The following is a 17418-nucleotide window of genomic DNA, read 5'->3' on the forward strand; positions in this document are numbered from 1 at the left end:
TTCACAACAATAGATTACCCTTATGATAGATATAAAAAAGGAGTGTGGGAACGAATGAAAGCAGTGATACATAAAGGTGAAGCAGGATTGAATGGAACGGGTTATCAGGACGTAAATGATTTTACTGTTGGTGATAAAGAAGTAAAAGTTGAATTAAAGGCGGCTGGATTAAACCATAGAGATTTATTTATTCTTCATCGACATCAATCAACTGAACCAGCACTTGTATTAGGTTCTGATGGTGCGGGGGTCGTGGTGGAAATTGGTGCAGAGGTGACGGGTATTAAAGTCGGAGATGAGGTTGTCATTAATCCAGGATTAGGCTGGGAAAAAAATAGTGACGCACCACCAGAGGGGTTTGAAATTGTTGGCTTTCCGTATCACGGTACTTTTGCCGATCATATTGTTATTCCTGCCATTAATGCTTTCCCTAAACCTCCACATATGTCATGGGAAGAGGCAGGCGTGTTTTCATTAGCAGGTTTAACTGCTTATCGTGCCTTATTTACAAGAGGGCAAGTAAAGTCTGGGATGAAAGTATTTATCCCTGGCATTGGTGGAGGAGTGGCTACTTCTCTTTTACAATTTGCTGTAGCAGCTGGTGCGGAAGTATACGTTAGTTCTCGTTCAGAAGAAAAGCGAGAAAAAGCTTTATCATTAGGTGCTAAAGAAGCTCTGGATAGTGGGGCAGATTGGCAAGGGGAAATTGGGGGCAAAATGGATCTAGTCATCGAATCAGTTGGAGCTGCAACTTTCAACCAATCCTTAGCTGTTCTTCGTAAAGGAGGCACACTAGTAATTTTCGGTTCATCTACAGGTGACGAGGTGACAGTAAATCTTCGACAATTCTTTTACGCACAGCAAAACATTCTTGGTAGTACAATGGGAAGTGCTGAAGAATACAAAGAAATGATTACGTTTATGAACGATCATAAAATCAAGCCAGTAATGGATCAAGTTTATCAGTTAGCAGATTATCAAAAGGCATTTGCCAGATTAGAACAAGCAAAACAACTAGGAAAAATCGTTTTTCAAATAGGTAAATGAGTAATAAGGGTGAACGAAGAAACTAAAAAACTTCGTTCACTCTTTCTTTTATCCAACATAAAAAATCGTCGGATATTGTATCCACTAAAAAAATGAGTGCTTTTCTAAAGGGAAGGAGCTCAAAAATCACTTTTTCCTTCAAATTAATGGAAAATAATGATGTAATATTACACTTTTATACCTTTCTAGAGACCTAAATTCACTTTTAATTCCGAGTAATAAAAAGGGTAATTATCATGAATATTGATTTTATGGAAAAAAATACCTGATTTAATGTTGAAAAAAATGTCTGATGGCCTGCTACTTGGAAAAAAATATGTCAAATTTACTGTTTTTTACAAATAAATAAATGCTGAATTTTACACATTGTTGTAGTCTGAATTTTTGAAATATAATTACCCCTAAGTAAGACATTACAATTTGGGGAGGAACAAGTAAATGACGAAAAAGAAAACAGTAGCAGCTGCACTACTTAGTCTTACGTTAGGGATGTCCGTATTTACATCAGGTATTTCTGCACAAGTTTCAGATGAAGCAAAAGGGAGTGAAACATATCGCGTATTGATACAAGCCCCTAGCAATTCTGTTAATGCATTAGAAACAAAGTATGAAAAACGATGGGACTTTGGTAAAGAAGGCTTCACTGCAGATGTGAGTGCTAAGGAGTTACAAACATTACAAGCGACAAAAAATGTCGAAGTACAAAAGGTAAATGAAATGAGTATAGCAACAGTAACAGGAGAAGTGTCGAAAGCAGAAGTAACAGCTGTGCCAAGTTCACAAACACCTTGGGGAATAAAATCAATCTATAATAATCAATCTTTAACAGCAACATCAGGTGGTAATGGTATCAAAGTAGCTGTGCTTGATACAGGTGTTTATACAAATCATATTGATTTAGCAGGATCAGCAGAACAGTGTAAAGACTTTACACAATCAAGCCCACTTGTAAATGGCTCTTGTACTGATCGTCAAGGACATGGTACACATGTAGCAGGAACTGTTTTAGCACATGGTGGTAGTGATGGACAAGGTGTTTACGGAGTAGCTCCTGATGCGAAGCTATGGGCATATAAAGTGTTAGGTGATAACGGTTCTGGTTATTCAGATGATATCGCTGCAGCGATTAGACACGTAGCAGATCAAGCAACTAGCACAGGCTCTAAAGTAGTTATTAATATGTCTCTTGGCTCTTCCGGTAAAGATTCACTCATCTCAAGTGCAGTAGACTATGCATACAATAAAGGTGTATTAGTTGTTGCTGCGGCAGGAAACAGTGGTTCAGGTAGTAATACAATTGGTTATCCAGGAGCATTGGTCAATGCAGTTGCCGTTGCAGCTTTAGAGAATGTGCAACAAAATGGGACTTATCGCGTAGCGAATTTCTCATCAAGAGGTAACCCATCAACTGATGGAGATTATGTCATTCAAGAGCGTGATATTGAAGTGTCTGCCCCAGGTGCAGCAGTGGAATCCACTTGGTATAATGGCGGTTATAACACAATCAGTGGTACTTCAATGGCTACACCACATGTAGCTGGTTTAGCAGCAAAGATTTGGGCTGCGAATCCTTCTTGGAGTAAATCTACTTTAAGAACAGAATTACAAAATCGTGCCAAGGTTTATGATATTAAAGGTGGAGTTGGTGCAACAACAGGCGATGACTATGCATCAGGACTTGGTTACCCTAGAGTAAAATAATTAAAATAGGGGTTGCTATATTCAAGTAGCAACCTCTTTTATATATGATTATGACGTGCTAGAATTCTTTAAATACTTAGGATTTTTCATAACCGAAACGAGAAGGATAACCCCGCTTGCAATCAGTAATAGACTTGTAGTAATAAAAACGGCAGTAAACCCAAAGGCCCCAGCAACCATTCCTCCCATAACTGGTCCGATGACATTTCCTAGAAATCTTAAACTAGTATTATATCCCAGCACCTCTCCTTGCATGGCTATAGGTGCAGCCTGTCTAATATAGGCAATACGCACAGGTATAATTCCTCCAATAGTTACCCCGAGTGCAAAACGAATGATAATAAGCTGCCACATTTCAGTGACAAATCCACCTGGAAAATAGACGATACCAGCTAAAAACAATAAGGCCATTAATATTTTAATATAACCATAATTGTCCCCAAGCTTTCCCCAAGTTTTTGACATCATTAAGTTACCTACACCAGCTGCGGAAAAAGCAATACCTGCATATAGAGCTAAATTTTCTGGGCCATGTATTTCGCTGACATAAAGGGACAGAATCGGTTGAATACTAAAATGAGCGACTTGAATCAACATCGATAAGATTAAAACAGTCACAAGGACAGGGTTTGTAAGTATATGTTTTAATACTTCTTTACTCGTATAATTCTGCTTCTCTGATTTCTTCACTTCATTGATTTGAAATTCTTTCGTGAAGATAACAAGAATCGCAGAAATAAAAATGGCTAATGATGTCCAATTGAAAGTAGAAGAAAAACCGACCATGTCAGCTAGTGCACCACCGATTAAAGGTCCTAAAAGAGAGCCTGTGATACTTCCTGTTTGTAAGGTGCCAAGCACTTGTCCTGCCATTCTTTTTGGTGTTTGTGTAGAAATAAAAGCTTGTGAAAGGGGAATAAAACCTGTGAAGATACCCATAAATAGCCTTAGATAAAACAAATGCCATACGCTTGTCGCAAAACCTAATAGGAAAATACAAAGGGCCATTCCAGAAGCAGAAATGATTAACACCTTTTTCTTTCCATACAAATCACCAATTCTTCCCCAAATTGGAGCTACAATAAAGGCAGTAACGAATGTAATGGCAAAAATCCAACCCGACCATCTTTGAATATAAGCGTCGGAAAATTGACCAAAGGTTTCAATATATAATGATATAAAGGGCAAGACCATCGTCATACTAGCTGAAACAAAGAAGTTGGCAAACCACATAATTTTTATATTTGTCTTTACTTGTGGATGGATCATGAACGAACACTTCTTTCTCATTTAAACATTTCGTAACACTAAATTTATCATAAACGAACTCAACCAAAATAAAAAGGAAAAGGTTTTTACACGACATTACCTTATAAATAACGAAAGTCGATTTAACATGAGCCATTGTTATTTGAACAGGATACCTTTATATTATGTATTATAAACGTATTTCATCTGTATGAAGTCGTTTTAAACTGTTTATCGTTAAATAAAGGAGTTATATCATCTATGGAAGTTATTGGCGAACTAAAGCCGTTTATTAAAAAAGTATGGGAACAATCGCAATTTAAACAACCAACAAATATACAGCAAGAGGCGATTCCTGTTGTATTAGAGGGAAAAGATCTTATTGCTCAATCCCCAACAGGTACCGGAAAAACGTTAGCGTATTTATTACCTGTTTTAGAAAAGATTCAACCAGAAAGCAAGGATGTGCAGGTAGTTATTCTCGCATCATCTCAAGAGTTAATTATGCAAATCTTAAGTGAAGCACAAAAGTGGGGAAGAAATAGTAACATCCGTAGTGCATCGTTTATCGGTGGTGCGAATGTAAAGCGACAGTTAGAAAAATTAAAACAACGTCCACATATCGTTTTGGGTACCCCAGGTAGAATACTTGAATTGATTAAGCAAAAGAAATTAAAAATGCATGAGGTAAAAACAGTTGTCCTTGATGAAGGTGATCAGCTTCTCATTCCCGAACATCTAGAACATGTGAAAAGTATAATAAAGGCGACTTTAAAGGAAAGACAAGTAGTGCTGTTTTCTGCTACTTTACCTAAAACAATAGAAGTGGAAGCTAAAAGTTGGATGAAATCACCAGAGATTATCACCATTGAAAAAGATGAGACGATTACAGCAGGTGATGTGGGGCATATATACTTTAACGTGGAACAACGGGAAAAAGTTAAATTATTGGAAAAGCTTTCTCGAATGGATCATTTGAAGGCGCTGGTATTTGTTAAGGATATCCCCAATATCATGATTATGAAAGAAAAGCTAGAGTATAACCATATTCACGTAAATGTACTTCACAGTGATTTAAATAAATTCGAAAGATCTAAAAATTTGAATGGCTTTAGGAAAAAGGATGCTCGCTTACTTTTATCAACAGATGTAGCAGCGAGAGGTTTAGATATTAAGGGAATTACTCATGTCATCCACTTTGACTTACCACGTGAGAAAACGCAGTATATCCATCGCTCAGGGAGAACAGGACGTTTTGGTGCAGATGGAACAGTGGTATCACTTGTTACCATGAATGAAGAAAGAGATTTAAAGCGCTTTGCTAAAGAATTAAATCTTCAATTAGAAGAGAAAATAATGCACGGCGGAAAAATCGTCAATCCAGAACATCAATCAAACGAAAAAAGACGCTAAGGAGTAATGGTGTAAGACGCTACAATAAGAAATCATAGAAAATCCGCAACAAGGTTTGATGGTTGCGGATTTTTTTCTTTTTGTTCTATATCGCTACATTTCAAGATGAAATGGAAACATCTTCAATCTATCGATGCCGATTTTGATTAATTAAGAATGTACAATTTTTTTCAACCACTTATGTGACATTATTCTATCTGGAAGCCGCACTAATCCAGTTAAAAGAAAAACATTTAAAAAGTTTCCAAAACTTAGCTTACCTTACCTTTATGGTCATATGCGTTAATCCATCTTTTCCAATGGTTCAGTTGCTGGACCTTCAATGACCTCGCCATCATATGAAAAACGGGATCCATGACATGGACAATCCCAAGTGCGATCGCCGGCATTCCATTCTGTTTCACAACCTAGATGAGTACAAGTTGTGTCAACAATATGAAGTTGGCCATCATCATCGCGGTAACAGCCTCGGCGTTTTCCATCCACTTTCACCAGGCCGCCTTCATTATTTGCTAGATCCTCAGGATGCTTAAATTCTGGCTCGAGTTTCCCTTTTATTAATTGTCCTGCAACATCTGCATTATAAGTGATAAAGTTTTTAATACTAGGGTTCGCATGAAATCTCGATGGGTTAAAAAGTTCCTGATAAGGTGTATGCTGTTCAGTTATTAAATCTTTTAACAAAATTCCGGCAGCTGTACCGTTTGTCATACCCCATTTGCGATAACCAGTAGCCACGAAGATATTATTTTCATTAGATGTGATAGGACCAATATAAGGTATTTTATCTAATGAAGTTAAATCTTGTGCAGACCAGCGAAAGGTGATTGGCTTTTCCCCGAAGACCTCATTAGAGAAAGCCTGTAATGTCTCGTAATGTTGATAAGTGTTAATGCCTTTTCCTGTTTTATGACCCTCTCCGCCAATAAGAATAAGTTTCTTACCAGTCTCCTCTGAAGTTGTAGCACGGATCGAACGGACAGGGTTATTGGCACAATAGTACATGTTACCTTCAAAATCGTCGTCACTTTCGATAGCAATTACATAGGACCGTTCAGGTAAAAGCCTGGAGAAATATAAACCTTTCCATTTTAAAAATGGGCTATGGGATGCCATAACAACATAGTTACATAAAATACGATGCCCTTTATTCGTTATGACAACAGGTTGTTTACCTTCCTCGATATCAACGACCGTTGTTTGTTCATAAACAGTACCTCCTAAGTCGATGAAACGCTTAAGTAAGCCTTCTAAATATTTAACCGGATGAAATTGTGCTTGATTGTTCATTTCAAGCACACCTGTAGTTGGAATGGAGAATGGGATACTCTCTTTTAATTGCCCTATAATCCCCAATCTTTTATAGGCGTCATATTCAAAAGTTAATTTTTCACTGTATTGATCATTGGTTGCATAGATAAAAGAGCTTTCATTACTAAAATCGCAATTTATATTTGCTGCTTCTTTTTCAATCATTTTTATTGCATCAGCTTGGGCTTCATAATACAGTCTTGCTTGCTCTATGCCGAAATGTTCAATCAACTCGTCATATATTAAACCATGCTGTGCAGTCACTTTTGCAGTTGTATGGCCAGTCGTTCCTGCTAAAACTTCCCCGGCGTCTAATAAAATCACTTTCAACCCTTCTTTAGCCAATAAGTAAGCTGAAGTAATCCCTGTTATACCAGAGCCAATGATAACTACATCTGTTTTAGTGTTACCGTCCAATGATTGATATTGGAGTTGTTTTGCTTCCAACCAGTACGATTGAGGGTATTTCGGCATATTATTTTTTTCATTATTCATACAATCACCTCTAAAATATATATCTCCGTTTAATATAGCCTTATGGATGTTTCTTATACTTCTTTCCTCAATTGACGTAAAAAAGTACAGTGAGCTATAATGATAGAATTAAGAAATTTATGAAAATAAAACAAGGTGATTTATACTTTTGGTGTATAAAAAGGAGATTCAATAGGATGAAATTTGAGACGGCATTATTACATGGAGATAAAAAAGAAAAGCGCACAATTCAAAGTAAAGCAACACCGATTTATCAAACCTCTGCATTTACTTTTAAAAGTTTAGAAGAACTAGAGGGTTTTTATAGTGGAAACGGCAACTACTTGTATACGAGATCAGGCAATCCAAACACTGATGAGTTAGGAGAAGTTGTCGCAAGATTAGAAGGTGCAGCAGCAGGAGTTGCAGCTGCATCAGGTTTAGGTGCCATTATGGTAGGAATATTAGCAGTGGCTAAAAATGGTGATCATATTATTGCTACTGATGATGTGTATGGAGGAAGTTTTCATCTTATTGTGGAAGAGCTCACGCAATTCGGTATTGACGTAACAATTGTTCCTTTTAGCGATATGACGCAAGTCGAGGCGGCAATCAAAGAGAACACGAAGCTTTTATATACAGAATCAATTACTAATCCTTTATTAAGAGTAGAAGATCTTAAAGCTGTTGTATCATTGGCGAAAAAATACAATCTGAAGACATTGATTGATAATACATTTGCTTCACCGTTTCATTGTCAGCCGATTGAGCTTGGGGTAGACATGGTTGTTCATAGTGCGACCAAATATATTGGTGGGCATAGTGATGTCACTGCTGGTGTCATTGTTGGTAGTACTGAGTTAATCGAACTGGCTGCAGCAAAAGTCGTAAATCTTGGCGTGAACTTAAGTCCTTTTGAAGCATGGTTAACAGTAAGGGGAGCAAAGACATTAGCATTAAGGATGAAGGAACAATCTTATCATGCGAAAAAAGTAGCAGAAGCTTTACTTATTCATGAAGGAGTGGAGAGAGTTTATTATCCCTTCGAACAAAATGGAGCATATGGATACGGGGCAATGGTCACGATCGAACTGAAACAACAAGCTGATGTATCAACTTTTTTCCGTTCACTAGGGTGGATAAAAATTGTTCCTACTTTAGCTGGTGTTGAATCTTCTGTTTCACATCCAATTACAACTTCGCATCGTGCGGTACCAGAAGAAACTTGTGAGGCGTTAGGCATTAATGAGCATTTGATTAGAATCTCCATTGGTATTGAACATTACGAAGATATTATTTCACAGCTTTCCATGGCTATTGAAAAAGCAATGAATAAGTAAAAAGAAAGGCTGTGACGGTGGTGGTCACAGCCTTAAAATATTTAATTTAAGAGGTCATCTATCTCTTCTTTTTTTTCATCTATTTGGGTAGAATCTTTTGAATGAAGCGCGTACCTTAATGTGTAAACAAAAACGCCAGCAGCCAAACCAACGATGAGTAAATAAGCGCTTGTTGCTATCCATAAATAAGCGATAATGATCCACCCCTTTCATTACACTTATATGCAAGTCATCACTTTTTCTTTCCATTAGACAAAGGAAACTTTTCATCGGATGACGAAATTAATTAGTAGAGTGAGGAGGGATATCATGTCTTTTAAAACAGCAGATTTATGTGACGACCATCATGAATATGTAAAGGTAAATCAAGAAGTATTATATTCATACGGTAAGAAAAAGAGATTCCATGGTAAGGTTTCAACAGTTAAGGTTTTTGAAGATAATGTACTTGTACTTGAAGCACTGGAAAGTATCCCAGAAGGTCATGTGCTTGTTGTTGATGGTGGCGGGTCAAGGAGATGTGCACTTATGGGCGATCGATTAGCAAAAATTGCAGAAACGCGCGGATTGGCGGGTGTCATTATATATGGTTGTGTGCGAGATACAGCAGATATAGCATCAATGGATATTGGTGTATTAGCAATTGGTAGTAGTCCATTAAAAAGTAGAAAAGCTGGCAAAGGAGATAGGGATACGATCGTGACATTTGGGGGGCTTGATTGGTTGCCAGACGAATATGTATACGCTGATGAAGATGGTGTCATTGTTTCAGAAAAGCCATTGTTATAAAAGGGAATAATAAAAATAATCCTTGGTCTTGCCCCTTTCAAGTAGTCAACATAAAAAAACAAATCAAAGAACGCGTGTCGATAATATTCAATAGGCACGCGTTTCTTTATCTCCTTTTGTAATCGTAATAGTAAATGTAATCCTCGGGTAGTTTGTCTCCTGCCTCCCAATTACTTATATACAGCTATGCGGTTTTTTTAGGGTGAGGTGAAAAGAGTGATTCTATACAGCCTTCCTTTGCGTGAGTGGCTGCTCTTAATTTTGTAAATCCCCCTAATCGGCAGCTGAATAGCTTTAAGTTATATTCAAAGCCTTGATTTGAACGAAGAACAGCTAATGTAAGTTAAATCATTTCTGTTGGATAGCTTTCGAATGATGAGTGGTATGTTCATTGCCGTCATTAATCTGTGTAATTAAGCACCCACATTCATTTAAATCGGCAGGGGACGGCTGTTTTAGGTTTCTTTGGCATAGAAAAAATCCTCCAAGTAGTATTCTAATCTTCATGGAATCATGAAGGTTTTTTATCTACTTGAAGGGGACATGAACATTCGTTATTTAAGAATTTAGGCTGTCACTTTTAATCCCCAGAGGGTATAAAATAAGGTCGGATAATAATTCTCCGTTTTAAGTATCTCCGTTTGCACGTATTTCTTTTGGTAATATCTTTGAAGCGTTGGGAACATGGCGTGGTGAAGTCTCAATTTCGTCTGAAGATTTGATTACAACAATCATTTGACCACCATAAACGTGTGCGCTTATAAGTAAAGGAAACTCATAAGGGTTTGTAAAGGTAAAGTCTGGTCCATACCAACTTACTGTTGCGTCTCTTCCTTTTGGTACATAAGGGACTCTTTTGCTATGGGAGAATCTCTCGCCAATTTCAACACCGGCACGATCGACGACATTAAATAGTGTAGAAGAGACCTGGCATATCCCGCCACCAATATCTTCAGATAGTTCCCCTCTTACAATTACGGGCGCACGTAGGTATCCTTTATCCTTCGTTCTTCTCCCAACAACCTCATTAAAAGAAAATGTTTCTTCAGGAAAAATGACATAATTATTAATAGCCTCAGTAGCTAATGAAATATTATGAGAGCGATTTTGATTATTGCTATTAAAGTAAGTGACATACTGTCCAATTGTTTTCACATTGATTTGACTGATTAAGTCTTTATCCACTCTTGCTGGTACAGATATAAGAGGAAGCTGGATAGTTGAGACTCCTTTGGAGAAATAATAACGAAAAAATTGATTCTTGAATTCTTTACGGTATAAACGCTTTCCTTCAATTTCTGAGATAATCATATTTCCTTTAATATAGGCGTCTTTAGGGGCAATAAATGTTTTTTTATCGAGATCTTCCATAAATGTCTCGAATTTTTTCATTTCAATAAATGGCAAATTGGACTGTGGAATAGCAAAGTCCTCTCTCTGTATTTGTGTAATTACTTTATCTTCTTTTTTAATTGTGAATATGGAATCATCATTGATAGGTGAAATCATTAACAAAAATGAAAGCAATCAAGAATGAGACATTGTCACACCTCCCAATTGTAGTATGAACTTAAATTAGTTTTACATGTATAGAATAAAATGGACTCAGCTCTCGTTCAGACTTAAGTCTTAGAGCAAAATCAAGCTGTGGCACGTTATGTACGATCTTATAAATAGGTAAGATAAATAGTGAAAGGAGGATGAGAAATGAAAAAATTTCTTTTAATCATAGCAGGTGGAATTGCGGCAATAGTTGTATTGGCGAATTTAGGTTCACTTATCGCATTAGCGATTACAGCTGCATTACTTTATTTAGTATTTAAACAATTTATCAAAACAGATGGTTGGGAAAAAGTAGCTTGGGGTACTGTAGGTGTCGTTTTACTATTGTTCTCTATCAGTAATATCCCAGCAATTTTAGCTGTTCTAGCTCTTTATGTCATTTACCTGATTTATAAAAATTGGAATAAAGAAAAGCCAAAAACAAGACAAAGTGATGATCCATTTGTGAACTTTGAGAAGCAATGGTCCGATCTTCATAAATAAGCTTTGAAACAATAGGAGGAGACAATATGGTAAATCTATTAACAAGAATTAAAAACACGATTGTAACAGATATCAATGAGGTGCTCGACAAAAAGGATAGTAAAAATCCAATAGCGTTATTAAATCAGTATTTGAGGCAAAGTGAGCAAGAAACAGAAAAAGTGAAAAAATATATCGAAAGACAATTTAAGCTGAGAGAAGAATTTCGTAAAGAACTTGCCCATGCCATGGATATGGCTACTAAAAGAAAAGGACAAGCGGAAGTTGCTGAACGAGCGGGTGAAGAGGAGCTAGCAACATTTGCGAAGACAGAAGCACAGTACTTTTCTGAAAGAGCAGATAAATTACAAACGATGGTGGCAGAAGCATCAGAGGAGCTTGGAAAGTTAGAAAGACAGTATGAAGAAATGAAGCATAAACTAAAGGATATGCAAATTCGCCGGATGCAATTAATGGGGAGAGAAAATGTAACCCGTGCCCAAGTAAAAATGAATAAAGTATTAGGAGAAGAACACTCCCACCAAACTGCTTATGATAAGTTTAATGATATGGAGAAATATATTTCAGAGTTAGAACAAAAAGTGCAAAATCAATACTTCCATAATCATATTGATAAAAAAATTGCTGATTTAGAATTGAAAATGAAAAAGGATGATTCCTTGCAGTCATAAAAACATGGTATGCTAAAGATAATTGACCGAGAAACAAGCATTGAAAGGCGTAAGGCCGACTTGCGCCTTTTTAAACAACATGATTAGGAGGGATGTCACATGTTTGAAAAATGGAATGAGGACTATAAAATGTGGATATTCATTGCCTTGGCAATGATTATTTTAGAAATGTTCTTTTTTAATCATGGGCTGATCTTCTCAATTATCATTGAAATTGGTATGATCTATATTGGTCGTAAATGGATGCCGAAGACTAGGGGCAAGGTCCTTTTTTGGCTAGGGATTTTACTTTTTGCGATTACTATTTTTAATATGATGGCATTCAAGTTGTTAATCCTTGCACTTATTGTTCATTTTGGTTATCAATTTTACTTAACGAAAAAGAAACCAAAGAAGGTTCAGCCTAGAGCAGAACAGCGGAAAGCAGATGAGCGAAAAGAGGCTGTGGTTCAGAAGAAGAACTTATTAACGAATAAAATCAGTGGGCATCAAAATACTTCTGAAGAGGTATATGAATGGGGAGATATAAATATCCAATGTGGCTTAGGGGATACTGAAATTGATTTGAGCTATACGGTATTACCTAATCAAGAGAATATCATATTTATCAAAAACCTTATTGGAAATGTACGCATATATATTCCTTATGATGTAGAGGTGTCAATCAATCATTCTGTTATTGTTGGCTCTAGCCAAATTTTCGATTTGGTAGAGAAAAGAGCTTTTAACCGCAATTATATTTTTGAGACGGAAAATTATAACCAAACTGAACAAAAGGTGAAAATCGTCACCTCTTTAATTGTGGGTGATATAGAGGTGAAGCGCTCATGAATATGGCTCAACGTCAGATCTTATATGGAGTGCTTCTTTCATTACTATTACTTATCAGCATGATGTTGTCGTTTTATTTTGTTTTCCCTATTCGCCTGATTGATTTCTGGCATTTTAAAGTAGTTGATATTCCCTTTGCATTGTTTGCACCAATGATAAGCATCTTATTAGGTGTTTTTTATGGGTTATTATCTGGTTATAGATGGCAGAAGCAACTGAAAGAGATGGAAGGCTGGCTTCATGAGGTAGAAGAAGGAAGAGTACTCACGGTTAATCATGAGGAAGTAAGTGCTGATGTTCAAAACATATATCAAAGAATGATTAAAATACAGAAGCAAATATCAGAACAGGCAAAGTATACGCAACGGCTCGCAAATGAAAAAGCGAAAGATATTGATAATCGTATGCAAGAAATTATATATGAAGAAAGAAATCGTTTGGCAAGAGAATTACACGATTCAGTCAGTCAACAGTTATTTGCTGCATCTATGTTAATGTCAGCGATTATGGAACAAACAGAGGAAAAATCGGCCAATGAGGTTAAGCAATTGCAGTTAGTAGAAGGGATGATTCACCAATCCCAGCTAGAAATGCGTGCTTTATTGCTTCACCTACGCCCTGTTGCCTTAAAAGGAAAAAAGCTAATAGAAGGTATCGAGGAACTGCTGCTTGAGTTAAAACAAAAAGTCACAATGAATATCAAATGGAGAGCAGAGGACTTTTATTTAGATAAAGGGATTGAGGATCACCTTTTTCGCATTCTACAAGAATCTGTTTCCAATACTTTGCGTCATGCAAAAGCAGACACCTTAGATGTATTACTTATTCAACGTGACGGATTTGCTATTCTACGTATTTTTGATGATGGCATCGGTTTTAATGTAGATAAGGCAAAAGCAGGTTCATACGGTATTCAAAATATGTATGAAAGAGCACTAGAGATTGGTGGTACATTAAAAATGATCAGCCTTCCTAATAAAGGAACAAGATTAGAAGTAAAAGTACCAATTATTGAAGGTGGAGGGGGCGATGAAAAATGATACGCGTATTATTTGTAGATGACCATGAGATGGTGAGGATTGGTGTGACCGCTTATTTATCAGCTCAACCTGATATAGAAGTAATTGGCGAGGCGGATAACGGTAAACAAGCGATCGAGCTGGCAATGGAATTACGACCAGATATTATTCTAATGGATCTAGTGATGAAAGAAATGGATGGGATTGAAGCGACAAAGCAAATTGTTGAGCAATGGCCAGAAGCAAAAATAATAATTGTAACGAGCTTCTTAGATGATGAAAAGGTTTATCCAGCACTTGAGGCAGGAGCTACTAGCTATATGTTAAAAACATCAAAAGCAAGTGAAATTGCTCACGCGATTCGCAGAACACAACAAGGAGAATCTGTTTTAGAACCTGAGGTCACTGGAAAAATGATGTTAAAGATGAGAGGAAAAAAAGAACAACCTCTCCATGAAGAATTAACCAGTAGAGAAATGGAAATTCTACTTCATATGACGCAAGGAAAAACTAATCAAGAGATTGCTGATGAACTATACATTGCTTTAAAAACGGTTAAAACACATGTAAGTAATATCTTAAGTAAACTTGATGTCCAAGATCGCACTCAAGCCGTAATCTATGCATTTAAGAATCATATAGTGAAAGAATAGTTTAGAGAGAGTTTTGTGATGAAGCTCTCTTTTTTTGGTCTTAACCTGATTGGTGTAGAGATGCATTTATCTTAACTCTAAGTCAAATGTTGATGTCCTTTTAGTCAATTAATAAAGGGAAAGGGATATTGAGCTAGCTTTTGCACTGCTATTTACTGGGGATTTTTAATAGGATAGTTAACTTAGAAAATTTTACTCAGAATAAACGAGCAAGGGTACTTAACCAAGCCTACATTCATAACAGTGAGTAGATTATCATGATATTTATAAATTTGAAAGTAGCCAATGTAGATGGGTATATTAGCCTTTTCCCACAGCACAGAAAATCAAAAAATCGATAAAATATATGTTTGAAAATGATTGTTATTTTAGAATATTTCATTTAAACTAGTAGTAACTGAATGGAAAAAGGAGGTGTAGAAGAGATGAGAGGAACTGTTTTAACGCGTGGAAAATGGCTTGAACATTTAACTATTTTCTGTGCAATTTTTGGCGCAATGACTGCTAACGGGATACGTCTGTCCTTTTATAACAATTGCATAGCTAAAATAAGCAGTGAAACATCTCTTTACACCCGTCAAAGAGCACAATCATAATACTGAATATTTTCTTGTATGGATACAGGTGAGTATTTATATTTAAATGAGAAAAGGGTCACAGGAGAAGTTTATTCTCTGTGGCCCTTCTTTTCATTTAATCAAATTTCTGTCTAGCTCATGTTGCTTACGGTGGTAGGAAAAAATGAGCTTTAACGCTGACAAGTGACGAAATGAGCTATTCTTAATATGGAGGAAAATGAAATGATAACGAGCGGACAAAATATAACGAAATTGTACGGTGGTGATACAGTCTTCACTAATATTAGTTTTGACATACGGAACCACTCGCGAGTAGGTATTGTTGGGAGAAATGGTAGTGGAAAGTCTACGTTATTAAAAATCATGGCTGGGGTAGAACAACCTGACCAAGGTCAAATACATTGGCGTAAACATATTGTGATTGGCTATTTACATCAAATACCAGAATATAATGAATCAGTTATTGCTTTGGATGTAGTGGAGGAAGCCTTTTCTAATTTACTTGGGGTAAAAAGAAAACTAACAGATATGGAACAAAAATTAGCTCAATCACACACCTCGAATGGGGTGGAACAACTACTCAATGAATATGGGAAGTTACAAGATTATTTTATGAATGACGGCGGCTATGAAATAGAAGGAAAAATAAAAGTAGTCATTAATGGACTTGGTATAGAAACATTAATGGAGAAAAAGTTTCAAATGCTTAGTGGTGGAGAGAAAACAAAAGTTTGCTTAGCCAAAGAGCTACTTAAGAAACCAGATTTATTATTATTGGATGAACCGACAAATCATCTTGATCTCCAAGCTGTTGATTGGTTAACAAGTTTTATTAAAGATTATGAGGGGACAATTGTTATGGTTTCACATGATCGGTACTTTCTCGATCAAACTGTGAAGATGATTATGGATTTAGAAGATGAAGAATTAACGAATTATCATACCAATTATTCTGATTATGTAAAAGAAAAGGAAAGTCGACTATTACAGGAATTTCAAAAGTATGAAGATCAACAGAAGAAAATAAAAAAGATGAAAGAATCGATAAAAAGGTTAAGAGAGTGGGCAAATCAAGCCAACCCACCTAATGCCGGGCTCCATAAAAAAGCAAGTAGTATGGAAAAGGCACTAAATCGGATGGAAAAGATAAAAAAACCCGTTTCTCATCGCAAACTACATTTGCATTTGGCAGCAGAAGAGAGAAGTGGGAAAGACACGTTAGTTATAGAAAATATGACAAAGTCTTTTAGTGGAGAGATTGTGTTAGAAAGTATTGACATGCATTTACGTTTTCAAGATCGTGCAGTGCTTGTTGGAGAAAACGGCAGCGGTAAAACTACATTAATAAAATTAATTTTACAACGTTTACTTCCAGATGAAGGAGAAGTGCGAGTAGGTAGTAATTGTAAAATTGGCTACTTAGCTCAACAAATATTTACAGAGAGAGAAAACCAAGAAAAAACCGTACTACAATTGTTCAGGGAAATACATGCTGTAGCGGAGGGAGAAGCGAGAGGGATTCTCGCAAATTTTCTTTTCTATGGTTATGCCGTTCATAAGAAGGTGAAACAGTTAAGTGGTGGTGAGCGCATGCGACTGCGTTTAGCACAACTCATGTATCAAAATGTGAATTTTCTTATCCTTGATGAACCCACAAATCATCTCGATATTGAATCGAGAGAAGTACTTGAACAGGCACTGCAGGAATTTCAAGGAACCATTTTAGCTGTTTCTCATGATCGTTATTTCATCGAGCTATTATTCAACCAAACGTATATATTGAATCAGAGAAGGCTTTCCTATTTTAATGGTTCATTCACATATGCATGGGAAAAGTGGTGCAACCAAATTCAACAGTTGGCACCTCCAATTAAGGGAGCGATAAAAAAGGTTGAAAGGGAAAGTACAGTAAAACAAAATATTCATCAAACAGATGATATAGAAGAGGAATTGGAAAAGCTAGAAGAAAGATTACAGATAATAGAAAGAAAGATGATGACTGGTGAAGCCTTGAGCATGTTGCAAGACTTACAATATGAGAAGGAACAATGTCAAATAGAACTGGATTACTTATATAAGAAGTGGTCAGCATCTTTATTGGAAGAATAGATAGAAAGGTCGGTACTATCTGTGCCAGTTATACATGGGTAGCATGCAAGCTGAAGATTGGAAATCAGACTGACTATACCTGTGTATATGGATAAAAATCAGCAAAAAGTGTTGATGTAAGAAACATCGCCACACATCCATTGTCCATTTATGGTGTGTAGGCAGTTGATGGATTAGCAAACAGAATA

General features: G+C 36.4%; 15 protein-coding genes. 12 read left to right on the forward strand and 3 right to left on the reverse strand.

All coding sequences use genetic code 11. The annotated features are described in order from the left end of the window. Window positions 1–54: 54 nt before the first annotated feature. A complete protein-coding gene (locus MKX83_RS06845) occupies window positions 55–1047 on the forward strand; it encodes a zinc-binding dehydrogenase (protein WP_095370121.1) in 993 nt (330 codons plus the stop codon). Between the two features lie 438 nt (window positions 1048–1485). After that, the gene (locus MKX83_RS06850; protein WP_341054713.1) at window positions 1486–2748 is read left to right on the forward strand and encodes a S8 family peptidase; all 1263 of its coding nucleotides are present in this window, start codon (window positions 1486–1488) and stop codon (window positions 2746–2748) included. Window positions 2749–2796: 48 nt separating this feature from the next. On the opposite strand, the gene MKX83_RS06855 is transcribed toward MKX83_RS06850, so the two are convergent. After that, a complete protein-coding gene (locus MKX83_RS06855) occupies window positions 2797–4017 on the reverse strand; it encodes an MFS transporter (protein ID WP_341054715.1) in 1221 nt (406 codons plus the stop codon). A 240-nt stretch (window positions 4018–4257) separates the two neighbouring features. Between MKX83_RS06855 and MKX83_RS06860 the strand changes: the two genes are divergently transcribed. Next, a complete protein-coding gene (locus tag MKX83_RS06860; RefSeq protein WP_341054717.1) occupies window positions 4258–5409 on the forward strand; it encodes a DEAD/DEAH box helicase in 1152 nt (383 codons plus the stop codon). Window positions 5410–5691: 282 nt separating this feature from the next. Here MKX83_RS06860 and MKX83_RS06865 read toward each other — a convergent pair whose 3' ends face one another. Continuing rightward, window positions 5692–7215: an FAD-dependent oxidoreductase gene (locus tag MKX83_RS06865; protein WP_095370117.1), complete on the reverse strand. Its 1524-nt coding sequence runs from the start codon at window positions 7213–7215 to the stop codon at window positions 5692–5694. Window positions 7216–7391: 176 nt separating this feature from the next. On the opposite strand from MKX83_RS06865, the gene MKX83_RS06870 reads away from it, so the two are divergent. After that, on the forward strand, window positions 7392–8534 hold the full coding sequence (locus MKX83_RS06870; protein WP_095370116.1) for a trans-sulfuration enzyme family protein: 1143 nt from the start codon (window positions 7392–7394) through the stop codon (window positions 8532–8534). 309 nt (window positions 8535–8843) lie between these two features. Continuing rightward, entirely contained in the window at window positions 8844–9323 is a 480-nt protein-coding gene (gene rraA / locus MKX83_RS06875; protein WP_095370115.1) for a ribonuclease E activity regulator RraA, read from the forward strand. Window positions 9324–9950: 627 nt separating this feature from the next. Here rraA and MKX83_RS06880 read toward each other — a convergent pair. Continuing rightward, window positions 9951–10832, reverse strand: coding sequence for a VanW family protein (locus MKX83_RS06880; protein ID WP_341058590.1), 882 nt, complete (start codon window positions 10830–10832; stop codon window positions 9951–9953). A 198-nt stretch (window positions 10833–11030) separates the two neighbouring features. On the opposite strand from MKX83_RS06880, the gene MKX83_RS06885 reads away from it, so the two are divergent. From MKX83_RS06885 to abc-f, 7 genes are all read left to right on the forward strand, one after another. Beyond that, window positions 11031–11369 (forward strand): lmo0954 family membrane protein, encoded by a 339-nt coding sequence (locus MKX83_RS06885; RefSeq protein WP_307317545.1) that lies wholly within the window; start codon window positions 11031–11033, stop codon window positions 11367–11369. A 26-nt stretch (window positions 11370–11395) separates the two neighbouring features. Continuing rightward, window positions 11396–12040 (forward strand): PspA/IM30 family protein, encoded by a 645-nt coding sequence (locus tag MKX83_RS06890; RefSeq protein WP_341054719.1) that lies wholly within the window; start codon window positions 11396–11398, stop codon window positions 12038–12040. 99 nt (window positions 12041–12139) lie between these two features. Beyond that, window positions 12140–12871, forward strand: a complete 732-nt coding sequence (liaF, locus tag MKX83_RS06895; RefSeq protein WP_095370112.1) for a cell wall-active antibiotics response protein LiaF — start codon at window positions 12140–12142, stop codon at window positions 12869–12871. Further along, window positions 12868–13911 (forward strand): sensor histidine kinase, encoded by a 1044-nt coding sequence (locus MKX83_RS06900; protein WP_341054723.1) that lies wholly within the window; start codon window positions 12868–12870, stop codon window positions 13909–13911. The genes liaF and MKX83_RS06900 overlap by 4 nt, the downstream gene beginning before the upstream one ends. Continuing rightward, entirely contained in the window at window positions 13908–14543 is a 636-nt protein-coding gene (locus tag MKX83_RS06905) for a response regulator transcription factor (protein ID WP_095370110.1), read from the forward strand. Before MKX83_RS06900 ends, MKX83_RS06905 begins: the two co-directional genes overlap by 4 nt. Before the next feature lie 425 nt (window positions 14544–14968). Further along, a complete protein-coding gene (locus tag MKX83_RS06910; protein WP_307317536.1) occupies window positions 14969–15139 on the forward strand; it encodes an RAxF-45 family protein in 171 nt (56 codons plus the stop codon). Between the two features lie 204 nt (window positions 15140–15343). After that, window positions 15344–17230 (forward strand): ribosomal protection-like ABC-F family protein, encoded by a 1887-nt coding sequence (gene abc-f / locus MKX83_RS06915; protein ID WP_340978190.1) that lies wholly within the window; start codon window positions 15344–15346, stop codon window positions 17228–17230. Window positions 17231–17418: the final 188 nt, after the last annotated feature.

Source organism: Cytobacillus sp. FSL M8-0252, from assembly GCF_038007345.1.
Lineage (GTDB): Bacteria > Bacillota > Bacilli > Bacillales > Cytobacillaceae > Cytobacillus > Cytobacillus kochii.

What these genes read in the sequence shown, in the direction of transcription:
- MKX83_RS06845 (WP_095370121.1), top strand. Translation starts at nt 55, where the DNA reads ATGAAAGCAGTGATACATAAAGGTGAAGCAGGATTGAATGGAACGGGT.
- MKX83_RS06850 (WP_341054713.1), top strand. Translation starts at nt 1,486, where the DNA reads ATGACGAAAAAGAAAACAGTAGCAGCTGCACTACTTAGTCTTACGTTA.
- MKX83_RS06855 (WP_341054715.1), bottom strand. Translation starts at nt 4,017, where the DNA reads ATGATCCATCCACAAGTAAAGACAAATATAAAAATTATGTGGTTTGCC.
- MKX83_RS06860 (WP_341054717.1), top strand. Translation starts at nt 4,258, where the DNA reads ATGGAAGTTATTGGCGAACTAAAGCCGTTTATTAAAAAAGTATGGGAA.
- MKX83_RS06865 (WP_095370117.1), bottom strand. Translation starts at nt 7,215, where the DNA reads ATGAATAATGAAAAAAATAATATGCCGAAATACCCTCAATCGTACTGG.
- MKX83_RS06870 (WP_095370116.1), top strand. Translation starts at nt 7,392, where the DNA reads ATGAAATTTGAGACGGCATTATTACATGGAGATAAAAAAGAAAAGCGC.
- rraA (WP_095370115.1), top strand. Translation starts at nt 8,844, where the DNA reads ATGTCTTTTAAAACAGCAGATTTATGTGACGACCATCATGAATATGTA.
- MKX83_RS06880 (WP_341058590.1), bottom strand. Translation starts at nt 10,832, where the DNA reads ATGATTTCACCTATCAATGATGATTCCATATTCACAATTAAAAAAGAA.
- MKX83_RS06885 (WP_307317545.1), top strand. Translation starts at nt 11,031, where the DNA reads ATGAAAAAATTTCTTTTAATCATAGCAGGTGGAATTGCGGCAATAGTT.
- MKX83_RS06890 (WP_341054719.1), top strand. Translation starts at nt 11,396, where the DNA reads ATGGTAAATCTATTAACAAGAATTAAAAACACGATTGTAACAGATATC.
- liaF (WP_095370112.1), top strand. Translation starts at nt 12,140, where the DNA reads ATGTTTGAAAAATGGAATGAGGACTATAAAATGTGGATATTCATTGCC.
- MKX83_RS06900 (WP_341054723.1), top strand. Translation starts at nt 12,868, where the DNA reads ATGAATATGGCTCAACGTCAGATCTTATATGGAGTGCTTCTTTCATTA.
- MKX83_RS06905 (WP_095370110.1), top strand. Translation starts at nt 13,908, where the DNA reads ATGATACGCGTATTATTTGTAGATGACCATGAGATGGTGAGGATTGGT.
- MKX83_RS06910 (WP_307317536.1), top strand. Translation starts at nt 14,969, where the DNA reads ATGAGAGGAACTGTTTTAACGCGTGGAAAATGGCTTGAACATTTAACT.
- abc-f (WP_340978190.1), top strand. Translation starts at nt 15,344, where the DNA reads ATGATAACGAGCGGACAAAATATAACGAAATTGTACGGTGGTGATACA.